At 69.5% G+C, this 24,667-nt stretch carries 27 protein-coding genes and 1 tRNA gene; 23 read left to right on the top strand and 5 right to left on the bottom strand.

All coding sequences use genetic code 11. The features are described from left to right. Window positions 1–78 precede the first annotated feature (78 nt). Window positions 79–1,062, bottom strand: coding sequence for an XdhC family protein (locus ACFWW8_RS02350; protein ID WP_386522477.1), 984 nt, complete (start codon window positions 1,060–1,062; stop codon window positions 79–81). 671 nt (window positions 1,063–1,733) lie between these two features. Here ACFWW8_RS02350 and ACFWW8_RS02345 point away from each other — a divergent pair. The 3 genes from ACFWW8_RS02345 (at window position 1,734) to ACFWW8_RS02335 (ending at window position 3,404) form a co-directional block, all read left to right on the top strand. Further along, window positions 1,734–2,303, top strand: a complete 570-nt coding sequence (locus ACFWW8_RS02345; protein ID WP_386522476.1) for a hypothetical protein — start codon at window positions 1,734–1,736, stop codon at window positions 2,301–2,303. Between the two features lie 72 nt (window positions 2,304–2,375). Then, window positions 2,376–2,813, top strand: a complete 438-nt coding sequence (locus ACFWW8_RS02340) for a GntR family transcriptional regulator (protein ID WP_386522473.1) — start codon at window positions 2,376–2,378, stop codon at window positions 2,811–2,813. Window positions 2,814–2,840: 27 nt separating this feature from the next. Beyond that, entirely contained in the window at window positions 2,841–3,404 is a 564-nt protein-coding gene (locus tag ACFWW8_RS02335; protein ID WP_386522471.1) for an HD domain-containing protein, read from the top strand. On the opposite strand, the gene ACFWW8_RS02330 is transcribed toward ACFWW8_RS02335, so the two are convergent. Next, on the bottom strand, window positions 3,397–3,870 hold the full coding sequence (locus ACFWW8_RS02330) for an NUDIX domain-containing protein (protein WP_386522468.1): 474 nt from the start codon (window positions 3,868–3,870) through the stop codon (window positions 3,397–3,399). The two genes, ACFWW8_RS02335 and ACFWW8_RS02330, sit on opposite strands and share 8 nt — an antisense overlap. A 2-nt stretch (window positions 3,871–3,872) precedes the next feature. Next, window positions 3,873–4,613 (bottom strand): helix-turn-helix domain-containing protein, encoded by a 741-nt coding sequence (locus tag ACFWW8_RS02325; RefSeq protein WP_386522466.1) that lies wholly within the window; start codon window positions 4,611–4,613, stop codon window positions 3,873–3,875. 856 nt (window positions 4,614–5,469) lie between these two features. On the opposite strand from ACFWW8_RS02325, the gene ACFWW8_RS02320 reads away from it, so the two are divergent. The 14 genes from ACFWW8_RS02320 (at window position 5,470) to ACFWW8_RS02255 (ending at window position 16,619) form a co-directional block, all read left to right on the top strand. Continuing rightward, entirely contained in the window at window positions 5,470–5,790 is a 321-nt protein-coding gene (locus tag ACFWW8_RS02320) for a hypothetical protein (RefSeq protein ID WP_386522463.1), read from the top strand. Then, a complete protein-coding gene (locus ACFWW8_RS02315; RefSeq protein WP_386522460.1) occupies window positions 5,787–6,434 on the top strand; it encodes a GGDEF domain-containing protein in 648 nt (215 codons plus the stop codon). The genes ACFWW8_RS02320 and ACFWW8_RS02315 overlap by 4 nt, the downstream gene beginning before the upstream one ends. Continuing rightward, a complete protein-coding gene (locus ACFWW8_RS02310) occupies window positions 6,434–7,522 on the top strand; it encodes a conjugal transfer protein (protein ID WP_386522458.1) in 1,089 nt (362 codons plus the stop codon). Before ACFWW8_RS02315 ends, ACFWW8_RS02310 begins: the two co-directional genes overlap by 1 nt. Continuing rightward, window positions 7,522–7,902 (top strand): RRQRL motif-containing zinc-binding protein, encoded by a 381-nt coding sequence (locus ACFWW8_RS02305; protein WP_386522456.1) that lies wholly within the window; start codon window positions 7,522–7,524, stop codon window positions 7,900–7,902. The genes ACFWW8_RS02310 and ACFWW8_RS02305 overlap by 1 nt, the downstream gene beginning before the upstream one ends. Window positions 7,903–7,999: 97 nt before the next feature. After that, window positions 8,000–10,156, top strand: coding sequence for a cell division protein FtsK (locus ACFWW8_RS02300; protein WP_386522454.1), 2,157 nt, complete (start codon window positions 8,000–8,002; stop codon window positions 10,154–10,156). A 140-nt stretch (window positions 10,157–10,296) separates the two neighbouring features. Next, window positions 10,297–10,578 carry a hypothetical protein gene (locus tag ACFWW8_RS02295; RefSeq protein WP_386522451.1) on the top strand — a complete coding sequence of 94 codons (282 nt, stop codon included), beginning with the start codon at window positions 10,297–10,299 and terminating at the stop codon, window positions 10,576–10,578. 4 nt (window positions 10,579–10,582) lie between these two features. Further along, window positions 10,583–10,783 carry a hypothetical protein gene (locus tag ACFWW8_RS02290; protein WP_386522449.1) on the top strand — a complete coding sequence of 67 codons (201 nt, stop codon included), beginning with the start codon at window positions 10,583–10,585 and terminating at the stop codon, window positions 10,781–10,783. Beyond that, on the top strand, window positions 10,780–11,385 hold the full coding sequence (locus ACFWW8_RS02285; protein ID WP_386522446.1) for a hypothetical protein: 606 nt from the start codon (window positions 10,780–10,782) through the stop codon (window positions 11,383–11,385). Before ACFWW8_RS02290 ends, ACFWW8_RS02285 begins: the two co-directional genes overlap by 4 nt. Further along, entirely contained in the window at window positions 11,382–11,684 is a 303-nt protein-coding gene (locus tag ACFWW8_RS02280; RefSeq protein ID WP_386522444.1) for a hypothetical protein, read from the top strand. Before ACFWW8_RS02285 ends, ACFWW8_RS02280 begins: the two co-directional genes overlap by 4 nt. A 12-nt stretch (window positions 11,685–11,696) precedes the next feature. After that, on the top strand, window positions 11,697–11,987 hold the full coding sequence (locus tag ACFWW8_RS02275; RefSeq protein WP_386522442.1) for a hypothetical protein: 291 nt from the start codon (window positions 11,697–11,699) through the stop codon (window positions 11,985–11,987). A gap of 85 nt (window positions 11,988–12,072) precedes the next feature. Then, window positions 12,073–13,002 (top strand): bifunctional DNA primase/polymerase, encoded by a 930-nt coding sequence (locus ACFWW8_RS02270; RefSeq protein WP_386522439.1) that lies wholly within the window; start codon window positions 12,073–12,075, stop codon window positions 13,000–13,002. 130 nt (window positions 13,003–13,132) lie between these two features. Beyond that, window positions 13,133–14,677: a YfjI family protein gene (locus ACFWW8_RS02265; RefSeq protein ID WP_386522436.1), complete on the top strand. Its 1,545-nt coding sequence runs from the start codon at window positions 13,133–13,135 to the stop codon at window positions 14,675–14,677. Between the two features lie 197 nt (window positions 14,678–14,874). After that, window positions 14,875–15,165 carry a helix-turn-helix transcriptional regulator gene (locus ACFWW8_RS02260; protein ID WP_386522985.1) on the top strand — a complete coding sequence of 97 codons (291 nt, stop codon included), beginning with the start codon at window positions 14,875–14,877 and terminating at the stop codon, window positions 15,163–15,165. Further along, a complete protein-coding gene (locus ACFWW8_RS02255; protein ID WP_386522433.1) occupies window positions 15,162–16,619 on the top strand; it encodes a tyrosine-type recombinase/integrase in 1,458 nt (485 codons plus the stop codon). The genes ACFWW8_RS02260 and ACFWW8_RS02255 overlap by 4 nt, the downstream gene beginning before the upstream one ends. A gap of 24 nt (window positions 16,620–16,643) precedes the next feature. Here ACFWW8_RS02255 and ACFWW8_RS02250 read toward each other — a convergent pair whose 3' ends face one another. Both ACFWW8_RS02250 and ACFWW8_RS02245 read right to left on the bottom strand, forming a co-directional pair. Beyond that, window positions 16,644–17,423, bottom strand: a complete 780-nt coding sequence (locus tag ACFWW8_RS02250) for a hypothetical protein (RefSeq protein ID WP_386522431.1) — start codon at window positions 17,421–17,423, stop codon at window positions 16,644–16,646. 224 nt (window positions 17,424–17,647) lie between these two features. Continuing rightward, a tRNA-Arg gene (locus ACFWW8_RS02245) sits at window positions 17,648–17,719 on the bottom strand. Window positions 17,720–17,825: 106 nt separating this feature from the next. On the opposite strand from ACFWW8_RS02245, the gene ACFWW8_RS02240 reads away from it, so the two are divergent. The 6 genes from ACFWW8_RS02240 (at window position 17,826) to thrB (ending at window position 24,528) form a co-directional block, all read left to right on the top strand. Next, window positions 17,826–18,299, top strand: coding sequence for a response regulator (locus ACFWW8_RS02240; protein ID WP_386522428.1), 474 nt, complete (start codon window positions 17,826–17,828; stop codon window positions 18,297–18,299). Between the two features lie 115 nt (window positions 18,300–18,414). After that, window positions 18,415–19,401: an ArgS-related anticodon-binding protein NrtL gene (gene nrtL, locus ACFWW8_RS02235; protein WP_386522426.1), complete on the top strand. Its 987-nt coding sequence runs from the start codon at window positions 18,415–18,417 to the stop codon at window positions 19,399–19,401. A gap of 19 nt (window positions 19,402–19,420) precedes the next feature. Continuing rightward, on the top strand, window positions 19,421–20,812 hold the full coding sequence (gene lysA, locus ACFWW8_RS02230; protein WP_386522423.1) for a diaminopimelate decarboxylase: 1,392 nt from the start codon (window positions 19,421–19,423) through the stop codon (window positions 20,810–20,812). A gap of 127 nt (window positions 20,813–20,939) precedes the next feature. Further along, entirely contained in the window at window positions 20,940–22,241 is a 1,302-nt protein-coding gene (locus ACFWW8_RS02225) for a homoserine dehydrogenase (protein ID WP_386522982.1), read from the top strand. Between the two features lie 6 nt (window positions 22,242–22,247). Continuing rightward, on the top strand, window positions 22,248–23,318 hold the full coding sequence (gene thrC, locus ACFWW8_RS02220) for a threonine synthase (protein WP_386522422.1): 1,071 nt from the start codon (window positions 22,248–22,250) through the stop codon (window positions 23,316–23,318). A 286-nt stretch (window positions 23,319–23,604) separates the two neighbouring features. Then, complete coding sequence (gene thrB, locus ACFWW8_RS02215; protein ID WP_386522419.1) at window positions 23,605–24,528, top strand: homoserine kinase; 924 nt, start codon at window positions 23,605–23,607, stop codon at window positions 24,526–24,528. The last annotated feature ends 139 nt before the right edge of the window (window positions 24,529–24,667 follow it).

The raw sequence follows: 24,667 nt of genomic DNA, 5'->3' as shown, positions 1-24,667 counted from the left end.
GACCGGCGTGGAGCCGCCGACGGACCGGCGTGGAGCCGCCCACGGACCGGCGTGGACCTGGCCCCGGACCGGCGTGGATCAGCCGCGCAGCGGACCGTCCGAGTCGCGCAGGGCCCGGGTCTCGCGCCCGCCGAGCACGCCCAGGATCTCGGCGCAGATCGCCAGCGCCGTCTCCGCGGGCGTCCGCGCCCCCAGGTCCAGCCCGATCGGACCGTGCACCAGCGCCAGCCGCGCCTCGCCCACCCCGGCGGCGACCAGCCCCTCGCGGCGCCGCGCGGTCGTCCGCCGCGAACCGAGCGCTCCCACGTACGGGACGCCGAGCGTCAGCGCGTCCCGCAGGGTGGGGACGTCGAAGGCCGGGTCGTGACTGAGCATCACCAGGCAGGCGGCGTCCCGGTGCTCGGCCAGGAGCTTCCCGGCCTCCGCCCCGTCCTCCACGGTCACCGCGGTCCAGCCCAGCAGGGCGGCCTGCCGACCAATGACGTCGGCCAGCTCCCCGCCGCCGCCGACGACCAGGTACGGGGCCGAGGGGTACGCCTCCACGAGCACCAGCCCGGACTGCCCGTACAGCGCGTCCCGCCCGGGCCGCCGGGTGGCCAGCAGCTCCCCGGCCCGCCGCGCCGCATCGTCACGGGGGATGTCGACGGCCCGTACGACCTCGCTGACCGCCCGGTCGGCGGCCTCGTTCAGCCGGGTCACCAGCGCCACCCCGGCCCCCTGCCCGAGCAGCTCCCACCACTCGGCGGGTACCGCGGACAGCGGCTGGAGCAGGATCTCGGCGGACCCGCCGCAGGTCAACCGGGCCTCGACCGCCTCCGCTGCGGCCACCGACACCTCGCACACCCGCGCGGTCCGCCCCTCGGGCACGGCGGCCGCGTCAGCGGTCAGCTCCGCGTCGAACACCCCGTTGTACAACGCCCCGACACACACGCCGCGGCCGTCCACCAGCACGGCACCGGCCGGGTCCCGCGGCCCGAAACCCTGCTCCGTGACGGGCCTGGCCAGAAACCCGGCCCTCCCCTCGGCCGCCCACCGCTGCGCCGTCTCCACCAGCTCACGCATCCGCGCCGCCCATCCCTCTGCGAGCTCACTCCCCGCAAAGCGCCAGGTCAACGGCACGATGCGGCCTCATGGCCACCCTATGCACGCCCCCGGCCGCACCCCACCCCCCAAACCCACAGACCCACCCCACCTCCCTCGTACAGACCACCGGAACGCTCCGGGCGGACCCCGCCCCGCGACGACGACGGCCCCCACACCCCGGGAACGGGGTGTGGGGGAGTCGTCGACGTCCCCGTTGACGTCCGGGATGCCGATCGCGGCCGAGACGTTCGCCTCGGTCCATGCCGTGCCGTACTGAACGTCCCCGTTGAGGGAGTTCGCCGTCAGGGTGAGCGAGTTGAGGTGCCCCTCACACGGGACCAGTGCGTAACAACGACAAAGGCCCGGACTCAGTGGGACTGAGTTCGGGCCTTCATGCTCGGCACTTCAGCTGGTCAGCGACACTTGCACACTGTCTGGCTGGAGTGCCCCCGGCAGGATTCGAACCTGCGCACACGGCTCCGGAGGGCTTGCCTAAGGGGCCTTCGGCATGTCCTCTGACGTGGGACTTCTCCCTGCGGGGCCCGCATCGTCGCCGATCTCTATCGCGTACCGTGCGCGCTCGCTCTGGGCTGGACATCGGTTTGCCCATAGGGGGACCTCTGGAGGAGGGGGTGGGGCAGGATGTCGCCATGGGCAATGAGGTGCTGGTGGGGGTTATCGGTCTAGGCGGGACCATCGTCGGAGCCTCTGCCGCGTTTCTCGGAGTTGTGTATCAGCAGCGGCATCAGGCTCGGCTGGCCCAAGCGCAGCGTCGAGACTCGATGGCCATCGCGGCAGCGGACACGCTACTCACTGAGCTTGAAAGCCTCTCGAAGATTGCTTGGCGGCGCCCCGACGATGGCAGTCCGCGCGATGAAGCTTTCCGCCAGTGGACAGCCGAGATGGGTGAGTGCGTCGGTCGCATACAGCTTGCAGTGCTCCGCCTACCACACCCGGAGTTGCGTGAGGCCATCGAGAGTGCATGTCTGTTCGAGTTCGGGAACGAGGTGCATTTTCAACAGGTTGTTGGCCTCCGTGCTGGACGGATCCTGATGAACGCGATGTGTCGCGACGCGCAGCGGTGCCTCGGGGCGTATCTGAGACAGGAGCCCATCCCTAGCACCGAATTCCTCAGCAGGGCGCACCGTGAGCGAGAAGCGATCCGCACGTGGAGGCCGGAACCTCCATCTGACTGGGCAGCACAACCCGACGCACAGTGACTGAGGACTGCCAGAGGGAACGTGCGAAGCTGGGTGGCGATGAATCCCACCGGCTTACCAAGGGGAGGCCACGTGCCGCAGGCCAGTCCGCGAGGAACGTACCTACTCATCTCGGAGGCACTGCGAGCCAGGATCGCCGAGGGACGCTACGCGCACGGTCTGCCGTCCGAGGCCGAGATCGGGCGTGAGTTCGGAGTAGCCCGTACGACCGTGCGGCGAGCCCTGCGTGCCCTGGAGGAGTCCGGGGATGTCGCCACGGTCGCCGGGGTCGGCCGGCAGCTCCCCGGGGGCGCCGGGCGCGCACCGTACGAGCAGATCATGTCGGACCTGTTGAACCAGATCCGCGAGGGTGTCCTCCTCGTCGGCGCCCGCCTGCCCAGCGAGGCAGCGATGGCCGAGACCTACGGTGTTTCTCGCGGGACGGTGCGCCGTGCCGTCCGGGAGCTGGAGACGGCCGGGCACGTAAGGGCCCAGCACGGGGTAGGAAGATTCGTCAGCAGCGCCACCTGAACCCCAAGCGCCCTCGGAGGGAAATTCATGCAGCTGGCCAAGTGGGCCCATGACCTTGCGGAGTCGCTGCTCGCCGAGGCCCTGCCGAAGCGGTGGGGCCACTCGCAACGCGTCTATTCGCAGGCCTTGACCCTGGCCCCGGCCCTGGGGGAGGACGCCGAACTGTTGGCCGCAGCAGCCATCGCGCACGATGTCGGATACGCCCAGGCCGCCGTCGACACCAAGCAGCACATGATTGACGGGGCCCGGTACCTGCGGGATGTCGTCGGAGCCGATCCGCGCTTGTGCAGTCTCGTGGCTTTCCACACGTCATCGCCGTGGGAGGCGTCCGAGCTGGGGCTGAGCGATGCCCTCGCGGAGTTCGGTCCTGCGGAGTCCGATCTGGTGGATGCCATCACCTTCTGCGACCTCACGAGCAGCCCCACCGGCGCCCTGGTCGATCCCGGAGAGCGCTTGGCGGAAGTGCTGGATCGATACGGCCCTGAGCACGTCGTCTATCGAGCCGTCTCCGCGGCCCGGCCCGAGCTGCTGGCCAGGGTGGCTCGGGTAAGGCAGCGTCGTGCCGAAGCGGGGTGGCCAGCGCTCAGCTGATCCGGGGAGTCGGGGACTCCCGGAAGCCCTCTTCGAGTCGCCGACGCGTCGTCGGCGACATGTCGAGAGAATTGACCTCGGATCGAGGGACCCATCGGACCTCAAGGGATTCGGAACTCACCTTGATCTCGCCGCTGACCGGCCGGGCGCGGAAGCAGAGCGAGAACTCCTGGCGAACCTCGCCGTCTGCGAACGCGATGACGTGACCGGGGTCGGTGAAAATGCCCACCAGGCCGACGACCTCAACGGTGATGCCGGTCTCCTCCCGGACCTCTCGGACGACCGTTCCGGCGATGTTCTCGCCGATCTCCTGAACGCCCCCTGGCATTCCCCAGCGCCCGTTGTCCGACCTGCGCTCCATAAGGACGTCGCCCGCGTCGTTGACGACGAAGGCCGTGACCGCGGGCACGATGCTGTTGGCCTTCGGGGCGGAGGGATCGTTGAAGTAGTCGGTGCGGCGGCTCATGGTCACCTTTCGAGGGGAACAGCTTCGGTCCAGACCTTCTCGAAGCTCTGCTGATACGTCGAGACCAGCTCAGCGCCGGCGACTCGGCGCAGGTGGAGAACTGGGGTCAGGGGCGCGCTTGCCCCGTACACCTGAGTGTTCACCAGCCACTCGTCATCCGATCGGTACAGCGAGTTGTGCAGGGTCGATCTGTGCTGGCGGAACTCGATGCCCAGCACCGAGTAGAGGGGGCGGTACAGCTTCATGACCTCTCGGACCTTGTAGGCCACGCCCTCTCCGATTTCCTCTTCCTCACCGCGGCGCTGGATCTCCGGACTTTCCGGGTCTCCGAGCAGGATGCGTGCCCGGACTCCCTCAGCCGCTTTCAGCTTGAGGAGCTGCGTCCATCGGGGGTTCTCGGCGAGAAATACGCCCGCGTGCACCAGTACGCCGATTTCTCGCTCAGCCCTGCCGAACATCTGGAGCCACAGCTCGGCCGGTACATAGGACCGGTGCGGGTACACCTTCAAGACTTCGGCGTCGGCAGCGTCCTTGCGTTGGGAGTCGGGGAGGCCCTCCGGCCACAGGTACGACTCGTCCTCATGCAGCATCGCCGCGATGGCGAGGCGATGGCGGCGGTACGGCGCCCGCCCCTTGGTGATCCAGCGCTCCACAGTCTTGGGGTCTACCCCGACGTGTTCTGCCAGGGCTTCCACGGTGATGCCGCGCGTCAACATCGCGGATCGCAGCCGCTCGTTAGCCATCCCACCCCCAGGGACGTCCAGGGACGTACTGGACCTACGGAACGCTACCGGGGACGTCCCAAGTCGTCCAGGGACGTGGTGACTTCGTCCCGCCCCTCGGCGGCACTCTGATGACACATCAGCGGAACCCCGGTTGAGCGAGGAGCTTGACAAGCGCAATCAGGGCCGCCAATGTGAAATACACGTTCAAGCATGTATCGCATGCCGACCGGGGCGGTTCTCCGCGCTGACCTGCATTGATGCCTGTGACGAGCTGGGCCCGGAGGAAAGCCCGAGGGGGTGAGTACGAAGGCAGCGTTCGTTCCTTGAGAACTCAACAGCGTGCCAAGTGAAACGAGACGGGGCGTGATCCCCGTCCCCGTGGCGACGGGTTGTCGTCGGCGGCGAAACCTTTTCTTGCGTACTGGCTCTGGAGAACACCCTCGGGTGCCACCCGGTACGCGCCGCCCTGCTGGCGTCAGAGCAGTGAGGATGACGCACCGATTCACAGGCTCGGGACCGGCGCACCGTGGCAACGGCGCGCTGGCAAAGCCTCGCCCCTCCGGCTTGGAGGTTCCTGTGTTCCACCGACATCTACGGGCGCCAGCCGTACTGGACCGGTACGGCCGGCCGCGCCCCCCGCGTCGCTGCTCAACCACCCTGCGAGCCGTCTCCGGGCTGCACTGCCCGGCATTGCTCGCACGGCTTGCTCTTCCTTCCGCAGTGCTCGCAGCGCTGCGGCCGGTTGCCCGCCCCGCCCGTTCTGAACGGGCGGGGTTGAGGGGAGCCGCGAGTACGGGCTTCACCCCGGGGCCGGTCGCCTCTCTCCAAAGACCGCGACCGCCCCGGCTCCCTTCGCTCATCAGGAGAGATCCGCATGCGTTCGTACATCGGTAACCACCAGATCGTGAACCCCGGCGAGTTCGAAGAGCTAGCCCTCGGCTTCGATGAACTGCCCCTCGGGCTGGACCGGGATCTGTTCCGCGGGCCGCTCACCCCCGAAACCGCCCAGGAGCGAGGAGCCCGCGAGGCGGTCGCTCGGGAGGTCATCGCCGAGCTGGCCGCCCTGGGCGAGGGCGGCGACGAGATCGCCGCGTGGGACGCGCTCTACGCCGACGCGCTCACCCGAACCGTCCCGTTCCTGCGGTCCGCGGCCCGTGACGCCGCCCGTTCCTCCCGGACGGGGGAAGCGGCATGAGCCACACCCTTGCGGCGTTGTCCGCAGCGCTTCCCCTGATGTCCGGCTGGTCCGTGCACAGCCTGTGGATGCGGCGCCGGATCGAGGCCGCTCGCCGCGATCCCTTGTCCGGGCTGCTGACTCGGGACGGCTTCACGGAGCGGGCCGAGCGTTGGTTGGGACACAGGCCGAGGGCGGTCTGCCTGATCGACCTCAACAAGTTCAAGCAGATCAACGACACCTACGGTCATGCGGCGGGAGACGCGGTCATCCGTGCCGCTGGCGAACGGCTGAGTAAGTGGGCTATCGACAACTCCGCCGTCGTGGGCCGCTTGGGCGGCGACGAATTCGCGGCCGTCGCCCCTGCCTACAGTCAGGGTCAGCTCACCGCGACTCTCAACAGCCTGATCACCTACCTAGAGCAGCAGGTCGAGGCAGAGGGCCACGTGCTGACAGTCAGCGCTTCGATTGGCGCGGCCGTCTGCAACCCGCGAGCAGATCAGACAGACCTCTCCGAACTGCTGCGGCTGGCAGATGAACAGATGTACCGGGCCAAGCAGCGCGGGGGAGGCTGGCGCATCGCCCAGCGGCTGTCCGTCCCGGCGACGGGCACGGTGAACGGGCGCCGTGACGGGCGCCGGGGCACCAGCGGGGAGGCGGCGTGATGGCGAGCCGGAACGCGCTGACCAGGGCGCAGAAGATCGTGCTGACGGCCGCGTTCGTGCCCATGCTCGCCACCGGCATCGCCGGTGGGGTGGGGACGTTCAGCAACATCAGCCGCGCGTACGGCTCGGGTACGGCGCTGGGCGCGGTGGCGGCCGGTGAGGGCGCGACCGCCGTTCTGGCGCTGGTGCTGCTCGGGCTGACGATGCTGGGGCAGTCCTCCCCGGGGATCATCCGGGTGGGGCTGTGGGCCCTGCCGGCCGCCGCTTCGGTGATGGCCGCGATGGCCGCCGATGACCCGGGCCGCACCGTGATCTACGCCGTGACCCCGATGGGCATGTGCGTCGCGGCCGAGGGCATGGCGTTCCTCGCCCGGCGGATCGTCGTCCACCAGGACGGCCGCGACATCGAAGCCGAAGCCAAGGCGGCCGCCGTGGTGCGGGCTCTGGCCTACCACCGGGCCCGGGCGGCGAACCACCCGCAGTCGAGGGTGCGGAAGTCGTCCGACCGCACGTCGTGGAAGCTGGCCCGGAAGGTCGGGCTGGGCGACGCGTCGTTGGGTGCGCGGCTCCTGGACGTCCAGCGCGACCGGCTCACCATCGGTGCGGACGCCGCCCTGGCCGCCATGTTCACCGCCCCCGCAAACCAGGATGAAACGGCAGAGTTCACCGTAAATCGGTTGGGGTCTGACCTGCACGAGTCGACCCCCGAGGCCCCGCCCCCGGCGGCTGAACTCCCCGCCCCTGAGTCGGCCGACCCGGTACCGGTGATCGAGCCGGTGAAGGTGCCCGAGTCGGTTCCGGTAGTCGAGCCGATTGAGGTTCCGCAGTCGGCTCCGGTGAAGTCGGTGGCGGCTGTGGAGTCGGCTCCGCGCCGGGCGACCGGTCGAGTACCGCAGTCGGCCCGTACGCCCCGGCCGACACGTGACTCGGATGAGCTGCTGGACGAAGCCCGGTCGGTCACCGCGAACTGGTCCGATGGCGAGCTGACGGCCGAGGCGATCCGTAAGGCGGTCCGTACGTCGTCCGCCAACGGCCGCCTGCTCCGCGACACCCTCAAGGCCGAGCGTGCCGAACGGGCGGCTGCCTGATGGGGCTGCGTCTCGCTGACTGCTTCGACCCCGAGGGCGAGCGGTTCGGCCTTCCGACCTTCCCGTGGCGCCTCGCCCCGGATGGCCTCGCCACCCGCCGTCAGCTCAGAGCACGCGAGCTGCGGCCTGGAGGGCAGGACGTCGCCGCCCAGCTCCTGCGTCCACGCCGCCGGCGGGAACCGCTGACGGCCTTCCTGTACCGGGTGGACCTCGCCAAGCCGGTCCGGCCGATGACCACGGCCAAGGCCGCCGCGCTCGCCAAGGCGAACACCGCCCGCCGCACCTGCCCCGAGTGCTTCGCCGACGCCGGATACGTCATCCCGCCCTCACTCGGCATGTGCGTGCCCTGCGCCTACCCCGAAGAACAGCGCGCCGCCTGACTCGTACACCTGCTCAGCGGGACCCGGACGCCTCGCCGTCCAAAGCGCCGTCCGGGTCCCCCTTCCACCCCACTCGCTATGAGGGAGCAGCCCCACCGTGTCTGATGTCCATGTCACTGACCAGAGCGAGGACCTGGAAGAGCGCCCCGGCGCCGAGGTCTTCGACATCACCACCAAACGACCCACCACCGCCGCCCCGGCCCCGGCCGCCCCGCCGGCCGACCCGGACGACGACGAGTCACCGCGGCTGCGGCCGGTCGACTCCCCGGACCTGCCGTCCCCGGGCGTGACCACCTACAAGCGTCTCCCGATCATTCCGAGCTGGCTTCGGTCCAAGCCGGGGTTCGTCTCTACCACGCAGCGGGCGGCGAGCAACGCGTTCTACGCGACCGTGTTCCACGGCATCCGCACCCCCTGGTACGCGGTGCAACTCGGCTTGCACGCCCCGCGCGGCGCGGCCCGCCTGGTCCGCGACACGAACCGGTGGATGTGGGACGCGGAGGCGGCGCCGCTGCGGGCGTACGAGGTCTACAAGGAGAACACCGGCGAGTACCTGAAACTGTCGCGGCAGCGCGACAGCCGGGTACGCCTTCGGGCGCTGGTGACCGTGGTGGCGCTCATCTTCGGTACCGGCTTCGCCCTGACCATGTACGTCATGGCCCCGGGCTGGCTGGCCGTGCTGGCCTCGGCCGCCGTCCTCACCGCCGGTTTCTGGGGGACCCCGCAGGACCAGCCCGTGATCGGCCCCGCCGTCCTGAAAACCGAGATCCAGAAACTGACCGGGGCGATCGTGCTCCGGGCGCTGGACAACATCGGCAACGCGAAGCTGTCGGCCGCCATCAAGAAGGGCGCCGACATGAACGGCCTGCGGTTCACCTCGGAGATCACCCGGGACGGGCCCGGCTACCGCGCCGACCTTGACCTTCCCTGGGGTGTCACCCCGGAAGACATCATGGAGGCCCGTAAGCCGCTCGCCTCCGGTCTTCGCCGCAAGGTCGGCTGCGTCTGGCCCTCGGCCGACCCCGAGGAACATGAAGGCCGGCTGATCCTGTGGGTGGGCGACAAGCCCATGAACGAGACCAAGAAGCCCGCCTGGCCGCTCCTCAAGTCGGGCAGCGTGGACCTGTTCAAGCCGGTCGTCTTCGGCAACGACCAGCGCATGGGCGACGTCGCGGTGACCCTGATGTTCGCGAGCGTGGTCGTCGGCTCCATCCCCCGGATGGGCAAGACGTTCCTGATGCGCCTGTTCCTGCTCATCGCCGCACTCGACCCGCGAGCGGCGCTGTACGCGTTCGACTTCAAGGGCACCGGCGACTTCGGAGCGCTGGAGCCGGTCTGCCACCGCTACCGGGCCGGAGAGGAGGACGAAGACATCCTTTACGTCCTTGAATCGCTGCGGGAACTTAAGGAGGAACTGCGCAGGCGGGCAAAGGTCATCAAGTCCCTGCCCCGCTCGCTCTGCCCGGAGTCGAAGGTCACCCCCGAGCTGGCCAACGACAAGTCCCTTGGCCTACACCCGATCGTTGTCGGCTTGGACGAGTGCCAGAAGGCGTTCGAGCACGACAAGCACGGGGCGGAGATCGAAGAGATCTGCACCGACATCGCCAAGCGCGGTCCGGCTCTGGGCATCGTCGGCATGTTCGGCACGCAGCGCCCCGACGCGAAGTCGCTGCCCCCGGGCATCTCCGCCAACGCCGTACTGCGGTTCTGCCTGAAGGTCATGGGCCACACAGCCAACGACATGGTCCTTGGTACCGGCGCCTACAAGGCGGGGTACCGGGCCACGATGTTCTCCCGCACTGACCTTGGCATCTGCTGGATGGCCGGTGAGGGCGACGACCCGCGCATCGTCTCGTCCGCGTTCGTGGACGCGCTCGCAGCCGAACAGGTTGTCGTGCGGGCCCGCCGGATGCGCGAGGAGTACGGCAACGTCACCGGTCACGCCATCGGCCAGGAACCCGAAAGCGGCGAAGCCTCCTTCGATCTGCTGGCCGACATCCTCAGGGTCGTGCCGGCCGATGAGGAGAAAGTCTGGAACGAGAAGGTCGCCGCCCGCCTCGCCGCCCTGCGCCCCGAGGTCTACAGCGGCTGGAAGGCCGAGACGGTCACCACGAACCTCAAGCCGCACGGCATCACCGCCCAGGACGTATGGGGCTCCACCACCACCGGCAAGGGCACCACCCGACGCGGCATCACCCGCGCCGACATCACCACAGCCATCACCGTCCGTGACGGAAGGCGGTCCGGAAGCTGACTCGCACCGCTGCTAGACCTAGCAGCCATCGCTGCTAGGTCTAGCACCCCCGCTAGCACCCCAAACCGGCTCCCATCAGCGACCTCGCACCTAGCAGCCGACCTGCGAAAACACCGGAAACCCCGCCCGGAAGGCACCCCATGACCCCCGTCCTCCTTGCTAGCGCATGCCTACTCGTCATCACTCTCGGTTACGTCAGCCTGTGTGCGTCCAGCCCGTTCGGCAACTGCCGCAAGTGCAAGGGCTTCGGCTTCCAGATGACCACCGACCGCAAGGGCCGTCTCAAGCGCGGCAAGCACTGCCGCCGCTGCGACGGCCACGGCAAGCGCATCCGCGTCGGCCGCCACCTCCACAACCTGTGGCTGCGCCTCTACCGCGACGCCAACCCGACCCCCCGCAAGACGTTCGCCCCGAAGGGATAACCCCATGGCCATCACCCTCTCGCTCGTCGCCCTGTTCGGCCTGGTCCTGTTCTTCCTGCTCCGGTCCAAGACCCTCGGCTACGGCTCCGCGTTCATCGCGATCATGTTCGGTTTCTTCCTCGCCTCCACCGGAGCGTCCGAGCCCATCAACCAGCTCACCACCGCCGTCATCAAGGCCGTGTCCGACCTCGGGAGCCAGGGATGAACCAGCCGCTCTCCTACCGGCACTGGGCCATCGACCTCGCCCCCAAGGCGGCCCCCGCACTCGCCACGACCACGGTCCTGATCCTGGGCCGGATCTGGAACGCCAACGGCGCCGAGCACAGCATCGGCAACGCGGCCCTCATGGTCGTGCTCGCCACCGGCGCCGCGGCGGCCGGCGCGTTCTCCTCCGGCAACCGCTCCGGTGGCAGCGTCATCGCCGGAACCGCATTCGCCACCTCCGGCGGCCTGGCCCTGGCCGGAGTCGCCGGATACGCCGATGGGCTCTCCCTGCCGATCCTGCTGTGGGCCCTGGCCACCGCCATCGCCTACGGACTCGCCGCCCGCTACTGGCGCACCGACCGCCGAGACGAAGTCGCACACGAGCGGCAGACCCTCGGCCGCCGCGAGGTTCATGCCCACGTCGAGCGGGTCGAAGCGCTGCGCGCCGGAGCCCAGATCGAAGTCGCCCGCTCCGGCGCCGTCTACGCCGAGCAGCTGGCCAACGCGCTCATCACCCGCTCCACCCTCCCCGGCTTCAATCCGCACGCCATCACGGACGCGGGACTTCCCGAACTGCCCACCGCCGAAGGGAAGGACTGGTGAGCGGGCCGGAGGCGTTCTACGCCACCGCGCCGAGCGTCATCAGCGAGATCGGATGGACCGTCCGCGGAGCCCGCGACTGCCTGCACGGCGTTCATGTCCGGGAGTTCTGGCTCCGCAAGGCCGCACTCCTGGACCGCATCGCCCTCACCGACGACGACCCCGTAGGCGGCGACGCCGCAACGTGCGCCGTTGAAGCGGCTCGCCGCCTGATGGAGATCGACCACGCGGACGACCCCCGCACCGCAGACCCCCGCGGCTACGTCCGCCAGGAATACGCCCTCTGGATCCGCCACCACTGAGGAGAGATCACCTTGAACTCCAGCTCCGCCCTGAGCGCCACGCAGCACCCCACGATGCACACGCAGGTCGATGGGGCGAGGTACCGGCCCGAGCGCATCAGCGTCATCGCGGCCCTGTCCCACATCCGCAGCGCCCGCAAGAGCCCCAAGAACGTCGACGCGGTCAACGTCTACGCCTTCACCGGCCGCGACGGAATCCCGCTTCACGTCGTCTACATCCACCACACCCCGGGCCGCTGGCACGGCGTCCGCGACGTCATCGACGTCTACGAGATCCCCACCGCCGCACTCACCGACCTCTAGCTATGCCCGGGGCGGTCGCCTCTCTCCAAAGACCGCGACCGCCCCGGTTCCCCAGTCCCTTCGCAGAAACAGGAGCACCCCCAGGATGCCAGCAACCCCGAACCCCGCGCTGCTGCGCGCCGCACTGGCCGCCACGGAACGCGGCTGGCCCGTCTTTCCCCTCCGGCCCGGGGACAAGCGGCCCGCTGGGCACCCCGAACGCAACTGCCCCCGCACCGGCCGCTGCACCGGCGGCCACCGGACCCCCGAACAGCGCGCCACCCTCGACCCCGGACAGCTCACCGCCTGCTGGCAGGCGGCCCCCTACAACGTCGGCATCGCCACCGGCCCCGCCGGACTGCTGGTCGTGGACCTCGACATCCCCAAGGAAGACGACGGACCCGCGCCGGCCGAATGGGCGGGGGCGACCGATGGCCTGGACGTGCTCGCGATGATCTGCGAGCGCGCGGGTGAGCGGCTGCCGACTGAGACGTTCACGGTGCGCACCCGCCGTGGCGGACAGCACCTGTACTTCACCGCCCCCGCCGAAAAGCAGCTACGTGGGAGCGCAGGGCGGTTGGGCTGGAAGGTCGACACGCGAGCCTGGGGCGGGTACGTGGTCGCGGCCGGCAGCACGGTCGGCACCGGCTCGTACGAGATCATTCACGACGCGCCCCCGGCCCCCCTCCCCACGTGGCTCGGTGACCTGCTCATCACCCCGCCCGCACCCGCCCCCGTACCCGTGGCCGTGCTCCGCGCCCGCATCGGGAAGGCCGACCGGTACGCGACAGCCGCCCTGAACGGAGAAGTCGCCAAGGTCGCGGCCGCCACCACCGGCACCCAGAACACGACGCTGTACAACGCGGCCTATGCCCTCGGCCGACTCATCGCCGCCGGGACCCTCACCGAGCACGAGGTGACCGACGCGCTCACCGAAGCGGCCCTGCCCAAGGGACTCGCACCCTCCCGCATCGCAGCAAGTATCCGCGACGGCATCCATCGCTCCCGCCGCAACGCGAGCGGAGATGCGGCATGACCACCGCCGACAACCCCGCCTCCGCCGGACGGACCCCTACCCGGGACGGCCGTAGCGCGCCGAAGGGCGTCGGCCGTCAGGCCGCCCTTTCAGTCCCTTGCCGTGACCCGCAGGAAGGCAGGACCGCAGCATGACCGCACAGCCCATCGACGCCGACCTCTGGGCCGGGTTCGATGCCCTCGCCGAGGACATGACCGGCCTAGTTTGGGACGAACCGGTCCCGCTCACCGGCCGCCGGGACCTCCCCACCTTCCCCGTGGACACGCTCCCGCCGTGGGTGTCCGCCATGGTGGCCGCCGTCGCAGAGGAAACCCAGACCCCCGCCGACCTCGCAGGATGCCTCGCCCTGGCAGTCATCGCCACGGCGGTCGGCGGACGGGCCACCGTCTGTGTCCGCGGCCGGTGGCGCGAGCCGGTCAACCTCTACACCGCCGTGGCCCTGGACCCCGGCAACCGTAAGAGCGCCGTGTTCGCCCTGATGACCGAGCCGCTCATGGCAGTGGAGAAAGCCCTCGTGGAACTCTCCGGCCCCGCCCGCGCCGAGGCCGAGACCACCGCGCGCCTTGCCAAGGCCGCCGCCGACAAAGCAGCGGCAAAGGCCGCGAACGCCGAGCCGGGCCTGCGCGACCAGCTCACCGCCGAGGCCGTCGCCCTCGCCCAGGCCGCCGAGGAAATCAGGGTCCCCTGCAAACCCCAGCTCGTGGCTGACGACGTGACGCCGGAGAACCTGGCCACCCTGCTCACCGAGCAGGAAGGTCGGATCTCCGTTCTCTCCCCGGAGGGCGGAATCTTCGAAATCATCTCGGGCCGCTACAGCGGGGCACCGAACATGGAGATCTTCCTCAAGGGCCACGCCGGGGACATGGTGCGGGTCAACCGGCAGGGCCGCGAGGCCCAGCACGTCGAGCACCCCGCAGTCACGATGGGCCTCGCCGTCCAGCCGGAAGTCCTGGAGTCGATCGGGCAGATCAAAGGCGCCGACGGCCGCGGACTGCTGGCCCGGTTCCTGTACGCGCAGCCCGAATCCCTCGTGGGCCGCCGCAACCTCACCCCTGAGCTCATCCCCGACGATGTGGCAGACACGTACACCCGGCGGCTCGGCGGTCTGGCCATGGCACTGAACGGCTGGACCGACCCGGCGGTACTCACCCTCACACCCGAGGCCGACGCGGTCATGCTGGCCTACCAAAAGGTCACCGAATCCCGGATCGGGAAGGGCGGTTCACTCGCGGACATCGTGAAGTGGGCCAGTAAGCGGGACGGGGCCGTTGCCCGCATCGCAGGGCTGCTCCACCTGGCCACCCACCCCGACAGCGGGTGGACCCGCCCCATCGAGGCCGCCACCCTGGCCGACGCCACCCGCCTCGGGGACTACTTCACTGCCCACGCCCAGCACGTGTTCGATGCCATGGGCGCCGCCCCCGCCCAGGAAGCCGCCCGCCAGGCGCTCGCACACCTTCGGGAGGCCCGGCTGACCGGCTTCACCAAGCGGGACCTGTTCCGCCAGCTCTCCCGCGGCGATTTCCCCGCCATGACTGACCTCGACCCAGCCTTGACCCTGCTGGAAGAACACGGCTGGATCCGCCAGCAGCCCTTGCCCCCGCGCACCGGACGCGGCGGCCGGCCGCCCTCCCCGAAGTACGACGCGCACCCGCGCCTCGCTCGCGGCGCCTGACACAACCCCCATCGGACTGCCACAACTGACAGAACCCCCGATCTGGCCCGCTGACCTGCATAAACGGGCCCTACGGCCACCGTGACAGAACCTCCGGAAACTCCGACAGAACCCCACCCGTCGGCCGTGACAGAACCCGCTACCGGAGGTTCTGTCGGAGTTTCCGCGAGTTTTGTCAGAGCTGCCCTCAGCCCTGAATCCGCAGGTCAACGCGTTCTCGCCGAGGTTCTGTCAGTTGTGTCAGCGGTCCCGGGGTTCCTGCTCCCCAACCCACACCTTCCCGAAGGAGTCTCGCCGTGGCCAAGCCCCGCGACGAAATGTTGACCATCCCGCAGGTGGTCGAAGAGATCGGTGTTCCACGAGCCACCTTCTATCGCTGGCGGCAGTGCAAGAAGGGCCCCAAGGCCATCAAGCTCCCGAACGGTTCCGTGCGTATCCGCCGTTCCGAGCTGGTCCGTTGGCTGGAGATGCGGGAGGAATCCGCGTGACGAACGACGCCGATTCCGGGTCCGAGCAGAACAATGGCTTGGACCCGGAGGGGTTTTCCCTCGATGTCCGCCTGTGGAATGTGACCAGGGCGCAGAGTAAGACCCGCCCCTATCAGCTCCGCTGGATCGTCGGGGGCAAAGTCAGCAGTAAGACGTTCGCCACCGTTGCGCTTGCGGGGAGCCGCCGGTCCGAATTGTGGTTGGCCATGAAGCGCGGCGAGGCCTTCCGCATCAAGGACGGCCTACCTGAGTCCGAAGTCCGCGCAGCCATGCAGGCCTCAGAGCCCGCCGATGCTCGCGAGGAACTTTCCTGGTTCACGTTCTGCCGTGAGTACATGGCCATGCGCTGGCCCACTGCTGCCGCCAAAACACGCGAGGGCATCGCGGATGGTCTCGCTGCGGTGACCCTCGCCATGGTGGAGCAAGACAAGCAGATGCCCGAGGTGGAGGAGCTGCGCCTCGCTCTTCGCTGGGCTGTTGTCCCGGCTTACGCCGAGTTGGAGCCGCCGGCCGAAATCGAAGATGCCTATCAGTGGCTCTCGAAGAGGTCGTTGCTCGTTTCCGCGTTGGAAGATCCCAAGACTCTGCGAGACGTCCAGTACCGGCTTTCTTTCAAGCTGGACGGGACGCCTACGGCGGGAGAGACTTCCCGCCGTAGACGCCGCGCCTTGAACACCGCGGTGGAATACGCGATCGAGCGCAAGCTCCTGGTCGAGAATCCACTTGCCGCGCTCAAGAGGGTGAAGGTCTCTTCATCGGATCGTGTCGACCCGCGCATTCTCGTGAACAAGACGCAAGCGGCTCAGTTGCTCGCCGCGGTTTCGTACGTTGGGACGTGGGACCGCAAGAAGGGGCGTCGTCTGGTGGCGTTCTACGCGGTGATGTACTTCGCGGCCCTCCGCCCGAGCGAGGCGGTGGGGCTGAGGAAGTCGGACTGCTACCTCCCCGAGAAGGGATGGGGGATGCTCACCCTCCGGGACACGCACCCCGTGTCGGGCAAGCAGTGGACGGACAGCGGGGAGCGCCACGACAAGCGCGGCCTGAAGTCCCGGGAGAGCAAGGACGACCGGCCGGTCCCGATCCCGCCGGCACTGGTCGCCATGCTCCGATCCCACCTCAAGGAGTTCGGTACGGCCAAGGACGGCCGGCTCTTCACGAACGAGCGGCTTGGTCTCGTAGGCAGCAGCACGTACTGGCGCGTCTGGAAGGACGCCCGCGAGTACGCCCTCCCGCCGGAACTTCAAGAATCCATCCTCGGCGGCCGGCCTTACGACCTCAGGCACACATGCATCACAACGTGGCTGAACGCCGGGGTGCCGGTAGCCGAAGTGGCCCGACGAGTGGGGAACTCGCCCGAGGTAATCCATCGCGTATACGAGGGATGCATCTTTGGTCAGGAAGAGGTCATGAACCAGAAAATTGAGCGGGAGCTCGATTGGGAAGTGTCGGACTGAGCGTCCCGCCGGTGCCCGCGCTCGCTATCCTTGCTGGATATCTTGGACGGTTTGTGAAATTTCTTTCACCAGGCCATGTCCGGCGTCGATTGCATTGGTGGTCAACTCGCTTCCTGTGGTGAAGAGAGTAAGGGCGACAATGAAGCCGTATACCGCCTTTTGCCATCGCCCTTGTTGCTCCGGCTGGTTGAGGGGAATTTCAAGGCCAGCCTGAGCCAAGGCTCCAACCACCGAGTTAGCCTCGGTTGCTACCCGCGCGCCACCGAAAGTGTCGGCATTGTCGATCAGCCAGATTAGGTGAGATACCTGTGCGATTAGCGCTTCCGTGAGGTTTTCGCGGACTGTATTCCTGGGCGTCTCTTGCAGAAGGGTGAGCCACCCCTGGCATTGGGTGCGGAGGTCTTCCAGGTTGTCCCCGCTAGGTGCTGCCGCTGTTCCGGAGTAATTTCCGGCGATGAGGTCTGCGGTAGCGGCAAGCATGTCCAGGCTCTGCTGGTTGATGACATGGCTCGAAGAGCTCTCAGCGTTCCAGTTGTGATCAGGAAGTACTAGTGCGTTCCACCAGCCCGGCACATAGCGCATCACCCTGTCTCGTTGTTGCGCCGGCAGGGCTTGGATGTCGTGGACGGTATCGGCAAGGAGGGCCACGAGTTCGGCATGCTTCCGGGCGAACTCGGCAGAACCTAGGTCGCTGCTGAGGACGGCTGGCCAGACCTTGACCGCGCGGTCTGGCGGCGCGGTGTGAACGAGCTGAAGGATCTCGTGTAGATGGTGGGCGCTGGTGTTTGAGCTGAAGCGACTCATCGGACCTACCCCTGCGGCGTACGTGTTGAAGACAGGAGCCTACTGATCAGCTGTGGGGGCCGGAAGCGGGGCGACAGGTAGGTGCCGGCCGAGTGGTCTATCGCAGGTCTATCGCGATCAGTGCGTAACAACGACAAAGACCTGGACTCAGTGGGACTGGGTCCAGGTCTTCATACTTGGCACTCGTGCAGGTCAGCGGGTGTTTCACGCTGGTCCAGCAGGAGTGCCCCCGGCAGGATTCGAACCTGCGCACACGGCTCCGGAGGCCGTTGCTCTATCCCCTGAGCTACGGGGGCGCGTCCGCCGACTTGCGGCGACGGGTTGAACACTACCAGCTCCCCCGGGGTGATCAGGAACCTATTCGGCGGTGGGAGGAGGGGTGCGTCGCCCGGAGGGGTGGAAGTGGCGAAAGCCCGGACGCGGGGGCCTCGGCGGACCTACTCTCGAGTTGTGCCAGGCGTCTCGGGCCGGGTGCTTGTTGTCGACGACAACAAGGTCATCCGGCAGCTGATCAAGGTCAATCTCGAGCTGGAGGGCTTCGAGGTCGTGACCGCGAACGATGGTGTCGAGTGCCTGGACGTCGTCCACCGCGTATGTCCTGATGTGATCACGCTTGATGTGGTCATGCCCCGGCTCGACGGGTTCGGGGCCGCCGCCCAGCTGCGGGCCGATCCGCGCACCCGGCACCTGCCCGTCGCGATCGTCAGCGCCTGTACGCAGTACGAGGTCGAGGCCGGCATCGCCGCCGGGGTCGACGCCTTCGTCGCCAAGCCCTTCGAGCCCGCCGAGCTGGTACGCGTCGTGCGGCGGCTGGTCGAGCGCAAGGACCGGCGCGACGGGAGGAAAGGGGCCCCCGCCGGGAGGGGACGGGGGTAGTTCCCCGTGATGAGGGGACAGTTCCCCGTGACGGTCGGGCCGCCCGCGCGCGGTACCTGTTCACATGGCGAAACCCTTGGCGTGACGCGGGGGTGTCTCCCCTAGGCTGGGTCCCGTGAACCCCGCCGACCTCCCTCGTACCGTCGCGCACGCCGTGCGCTGCGCCGTCGAGGACGGGGAGCTGGGCGGGGAGCTGGGCGGGGAACCCGTTGGGGTTCCGTCCGAGCGGGTGGTCGTCGAGCGGACGCGGCCCGGGGGAGTGGGGGACTACGCCTCGCCCGTGGCCTTCCAGATCGCGAAGGCCACCCGGATGCGCCCCGCCGACGTCGCGGCCGTACTGGCCCGCCGGCTGAGCGGCGTCCCGGGGATCGAGCGCGTCGAGGTCACCGGTCCCGGGTTCGTGAACTTCGTCCTGCCGGCCCTCTCCGCCCCCCGCGTCATCCGCTCCGTGTCCCTGCCTTCGTACGCGACGACCGACCCCGATCCCGACGATCCCGGCCCCGCCTCCCAGGCCCCCGGGCTGCGGGAGCGCGCCGTGCGCGCGGCCGTCGTACGGATCCAGCGCACCCAGGGTCCGCCGCCGTACGACGCACCAGGCACCCCCGCCGCGCCCCTCGCCCCGCGGGACGGTGACGCCGTCGCCCGGTACGGGGCCGACGCCGTGCTCTGGGCCGTGCTCGCCGTCCCGGCCCGGGAGACGCCCGCGTTCTCCGACCGGCTCCTCGTCCAGGGCGAGGACAGCGAGTTCTTCCGGGTGCGGTACGCCCACTCCCGCAGCCGCGCCCTCCTGCGCAACGCCCGTGACCTCGGCTTCGAGCCCGCCGTCGGGGAGGTCGACGACGCCCCCGCGCTGCTGCGCGTCCTCGCCGACCACCCGTTGGTCCTCGAGGCCGCCGCGCACCACCGGGCGCCCGAACGCCTCGTCCGGCACCTCGTCGAGCTGGCCGACGCGCTCCTCGACTTCCAGTACCGCGTCCTGCCCCAGGGGGACGAGAAACCCTCGGCCGCCCACCGCGCCCGGCTGGCCCTCGCCGAAGCCGCCGGGACGGTGCTGGCCGGTGGCCTGGCCCTGCTCGGCATGGACGCACCCGAACGCCTGTGACCCGCGAAGAGAGATACCGATGAGCCGTTCCGCGCACCCCGCCGGGCCCCGCCACGCCGACGTCATGCCCGAAGGGCACTACTCCCCGCCCGCCGCCGACCTCAACGTCCTCGACGAGAAGGTCTGGGCCCGGACCGTCCACCGCAACGCGGACGGGGTCGCCGTCGTCGGCGGGATCGAAGTGACCAGGCTCGCCGAGGAGTTCGGGACCCCCGCCTACATTCTCGACGAGGAGGACTTCCGCGCGCGCTGCCGCGCCTGGGCCCTCGCGTTCGGCAAGGACGCCGACGTCTTCTACGCGGGGAAGGCGTTCCTTTCCAAGGCCGTCGTGAAGTGGCTCGACGAGGAGGGGCTCAACCTCGACGTCTGCTCGGGCGGGGAACTGGCCACCGCGCTCGCCGCCGGAATGCCCGCCGCGCGCATCGCGCTCCACGGCAACAACAAGTCCGCCGCCGAGATCACCCGGGCCATCGAGGCCGGCGTGGGCCGCATCGTCCTCGACTCCTTCCAGGAGATCGCCCGCGTCGCGCACATCGCCCGTGAGCTGGGCGTGCGGCAGCCGGTGCAGATCCGCGTCACGGTCGGCGTCGAGGCGCACACCCACGAGTTCATCGCGACCGCGCACGAGGACCAGAAGTTCGGCATCGCCGTGGGCGACGGGTCCGCCGCCGAGGCCGTACGGCGCACCCTGGGCCACGACAGCCTGGAGCTGCTCGGCCTGCACTCCCACATCGGCTCGCAGATCTTCGACATGGCCGGCTTCGAGGTCTCCGCCAAGCGCGTCGTGCGTCTGCTGGCCGCCGTGCGCGACGAGCACGGCGTCGAGCTCCCCGAGATCGACCTCGGCGGCGGGCTCGGCATCGCGTACACCTCCGCGGACGACCCCGCCGAGCCGCACGACATCGCCAAGTCCCTCCACGAGATCGTGGCGCGCGAGTGCGAGAGCGCCGGCCTGCGCGCCCCGCGGATCTCCGTCGAGCCCGGCCGGGCCATCGTCGGGCCGACCGCCTTCACCCTCTACGAGGTCGGCACGATCAAGCCGCTGGAGGGCCTGCGGACGTACGTCTCCGTCGACGGCGGCATGTCCGACAACATCCGGACGGCCCTGTACGACGCCGAATACTCCATCGCGCTCGTCTCCCGCACCTCCGACGCCGAGCCCATGCTCGTCCGCGTCGTCGGCAAGCACTGCGAGAGCGGCGACATCGTCGTCAAGGACGCGTTCCTGCCGGCCGACCTGGCCCCCGGTGACCTGCTCGCGGTCCCCGCGACCGGCGCGTACTGCCGCTCGATGGCCAGCAACTACAACCACGCGCTGCGTCCGCCGGTGGTCGCCGTGCGTGACGGAGCGGCCCGGGTCATCGTCCGACGGGAGACGGAGGAAGATCTCCTGCGACTCGACCTCGGATGATGAAATCGGTGTCTCACTCAATGGACCGAGGATGGAAAGTGCTGTCCATTGAGTGAGACTGGTTCACGACCGCCGTGCAAACCGCGCGCGGTTTCATGCTGGAAGATCGAAAGGCGTAGGTCGAATGATGCGTACGCGTCCGCTGAAGGTGGCGCTGCTGGGCTGTGGAGTGGTCGGCTCAGAGGTGGCGCGCATCATGACGACGCACGCCGACGACCTCACGCAGAGGATCGGCGCGCCCGTCGAGCTCGTCGGCGTTGCCGTACGCCGTCCCTCGAAGGTGCGCGAGGGCATCGATCCCGCGCTCATCACCACGGACGCGACCGCCCTGCTCAAACGCGGTGACATCGACGTGGTCATCGAGGTCATCGGCGGGATCGAGCCGGCCCGCACCCTCATCACCACCGCCTTGGAGAACGGCGCGTCCGTCGTCTCCGCGAACAAGGCGCTGCTGGCCCAGGACGGCGCCGCGCTGCACGCCGCCGCCGAGCAGCACGGCCGGGACCTCTACTACGAGGCCGCCGTCGCCGGAGCCATCCCGCTGGTCCGCCCGATGCGCGAGTCCCTCGCCGGCGACAAGATCAACCGCGTGATGGGCATCGTCAACGGCACGACCAACTTCATCCTCGACAAGATGGACTCCACCGGCGCCGGCTACCAGGAGGCCCTCGACGAGGCCACCGCCCTCGGGTACGCGGAGGCCGACCCGACCGCCGACGTGGAGGGCTACGACGCCGCCGCCAAGGCCGCGATCCTCGCCGGCATCGCCTTCCACACCCGGGTCCGCCTCGACGACGTCTACCGCGAGGGCATGACCGAGGTCAGCGCCTCCGACTTCGCCTCCGCCAAGCGGATGGGCTGCACCATCAAGCTCCTGGCGATCCTGGAGCGGGCCGCCGACGGCGCGTCCGTCACCGCGCGCGTCCACCCCGCGATGATCCCCCTGACGCACCCGCTGGCCTCCGTCCGCGAGGCGTACAACGCGGTGTTCGTCGAGGCCGAGGCCGCCGGGCGGCTCATGTTCTACGGGCCCGGCGCGGGCGGCTCGCCGACCGCGTCCGCGGTCCTGGGCGACCTCGTGGCCGTCTGCCGCAACAAGCTCGCCGAGGCAACGGGGCCGGGCGAGTCGGCGTACACCCAGCTGCCGGTCAGTGCCATGGGCGAGGTCGTCACCCGCTACCACATCAGCCTCGACGTGGCGGACAAGCCGGGCGTCCTCGCCCAGGTGGCGACCACCTTCGCCGAGCACGGCGTGTCGATCGACACGGTACGACAGCAAGGACGTCCGGACGGGGTCGGCAATGAGGCCTCCCTCGTGGTCGTCACCCACCGTGCGCCCGACGCCGCCCTCTCCGGGACCGTCGAGGCGCTGCGGAAGCTGGACACCGTCCGCGGTGTCGCCAGCATCATGCGCGTTGAAGGGGAGTAAGGACCCATGAGCAGCAATCCCACCCACCAGTGGCGCGGCATCATCGAGGAGTACCGGGACCGCCTGCCGGTGACGGACAAGACTCCCGTGGTCACCCTCCGCGAAGGCGGCACGCCGCTGGTCCCCGCGCAGGTTCTTTCCGAGCGCACCGGCTGCGAGGTGCACCTCAAGGTCGAGGGGGCGAACCCCACCGGGTCCTTCAAGGACCGCGGCATGACCATGGCGATCACCCGGGCCAAGGAGGAGGGCGCCAAGGCGGTCATCTGCGCCTCCACTGGCAACACCTCGGCCTCCGCCGCCGCCTACGCGGTGCGCGCCGGGATGGTCTGCGCGGTGCTCGTGCCCCGCGGCAAGATCGCGCTGGGCAAGATGGGCCAGGCCCTGGTCCACGGCGCCAAGATCCTCCAGGTGGACGGCAACTTCGACGACTGTCTCGACCTGGCCCGCGCGCTGTCGGACAACTACCCGGTGGCGCTGGTCAATTCGGTGAACCCGGTCCGCATCGAGGGCCAGAAGACGGCCGCGTTCGAGATCGTGGACGCGCTCGGCGACGCCCCCGACATCCACGTGCTGCCCGTCGGCAACGCCGGCAACATCACGGCGTACTGGAAGGGCTTCAAGGAGTACAACGCCGACGGCCTCGCCTCCCGCACCCCCCGGGTGTGGGGTTTCCAGGCCTCCGGCTCCGCGCCCATCGTGCGCGGCGAGGTCGTCAAGGAGCCGCACACCATCGCCACCGCGATCCGCATCGGCAACCCGGCCTCCTGGGACTACGCGCTCGCCGCGCGCGACGAGTCGGGCGGCTTCATCGACGAGGTCACGGACCGTCAGATCCTGGCCGCCTACCGGCTGTTGGCCTCCCAGGAGGGCGTCTTCGTCGAGCCGGCCTCGGCCGCTTCCGTGGCCGGCCTGATCAAGGCCGCCGAGCTGGGCCTGGTCGACCCCGGCCAGAAGATCGTGTGCACCGTCACCGGCAACGGCCTGAAGGACCCCGACTGGGCCGTGGCCGGCGCCCCGCAGCCCGTCACCATTCCGGTGGACGCCGAGGCCGCGGCCGTCCGCCTCGGTCTCGTCTGAGGCTCGGCCCGAGCGCCGGGTTCCGGGGGTCCCCGCGACCCCCGGAACCCGGCAACTCGCCCCGTACGACGACATAACCGCCGCCGCGGTCCGCGACACGCGTCGTGCGCCTCCTGTGCGCCCTATGTCGCGGGGGAACCTTCCTTCGATACGCTGTCCCCACATCCGCCACCGCGCACATGACGTGCGGTGCTGCCCCGGGGGCCTTCGGGTGTCGTACGTTCTGCAGTACATTCGCAGCGAGCCAGCGTAGATCTCGCACAGTCACAAGGAGTGTCATCGGACGATGGCCGGTCCAGCGTTCCGCGCCGCCGCCGTACGGGTGCGCGTTCCCGCCAGCAGTGCCAACCTCGGCCCGGGCTTCGACGCCCTGGGCCTGGCCCTGGGGCTCTACGACGACGTCGTCGTCCGGGTGGCCGATTCCGGCCTGAACATCGACATCGCGGGCGAGGGGGCCGACACCCTCTCGCGGGACGAGCGCCACCTGCTCGTACGCTCCATGCGCACCGCCTTCGACCTGCTGGGCGGCCAGCCGCGCGGCCTCGAGGTCGTCTGCGCCAACCGCATCCCGCACGGGCGCGGCCTCGGGTCCTCCTCCGCCGCGATCTGCGCCGGCATCGTCGCCGCCCGCGCGGTGACCATAGGCGGCGAGGCCAAGCTCGACGACGCGGCCCTGCTGGAGCTCGCGACCGAGATCGAGGGCCACCCCGACAACGTCGCCGCCTGCCTGCTCGGCGGCTTCACCCTGGCGTGGATGGACGGGGGCAGTGCCAAGGCGATCCGTATGGAGCCCGCCGATTCGATCGTTCCGGTGGTCTTCGTCCCCTCCAAGCCAGTTCTGACCGAGACCGCGCGCAGCCTGCTGCCGCGCACCGTCCCGCACGTGGACGCGGCCGCCAACGCGGGCCGCGCGGCGCTGCTCGTGGAGGCCCTGACCAGGCGTCCCGAGTTCCTGCTGCCGGCCACCGAGGACCGTCTCCACCAGGACTACCGGTCCCCGGCGATGCCCGAGAGCGTGGCGCTCGTCGCCCGGCTGCGGGCGGACGGCATTCCCGCGGTGATCTCCGGCGCGGGGCCCACGGTCCTCGCGCTGGTCGACAACGGTGCGGCCGACAAGGTCGCGCAGCTCGCGGGCGAGGGGTGGGCCGCGAACCGGCTCGCCCTCGACGCCGCGGGCGCCAGCGTGCTGCCCCTGGGCACCCAGGGCTAGGCCGCGTCCGCGGAGACGCGGCCGGTCAGGGGCGGGCGGCCGGGGCAGGCCGCCCGCGCCGAAGGCCGCTGTTGCCGGTGATTGAGAGGGGGAATGTCTGTTGGATCCGGTAGTGTTAGTCTCAGGTGAGCATCCGAAG

The organism is Streptomyces sp. NPDC058701, from assembly GCF_042715295.1.
In the GTDB taxonomy this organism is placed as follows: Bacteria; Actinomycetota; Actinomycetes; order Streptomycetales; family Streptomycetaceae; genus Streptomyces.
The sequence above is the reverse complement of the archived record's forward strand: the minus strand, read 5'-3'. Positions and strand labels throughout refer to the sequence as shown.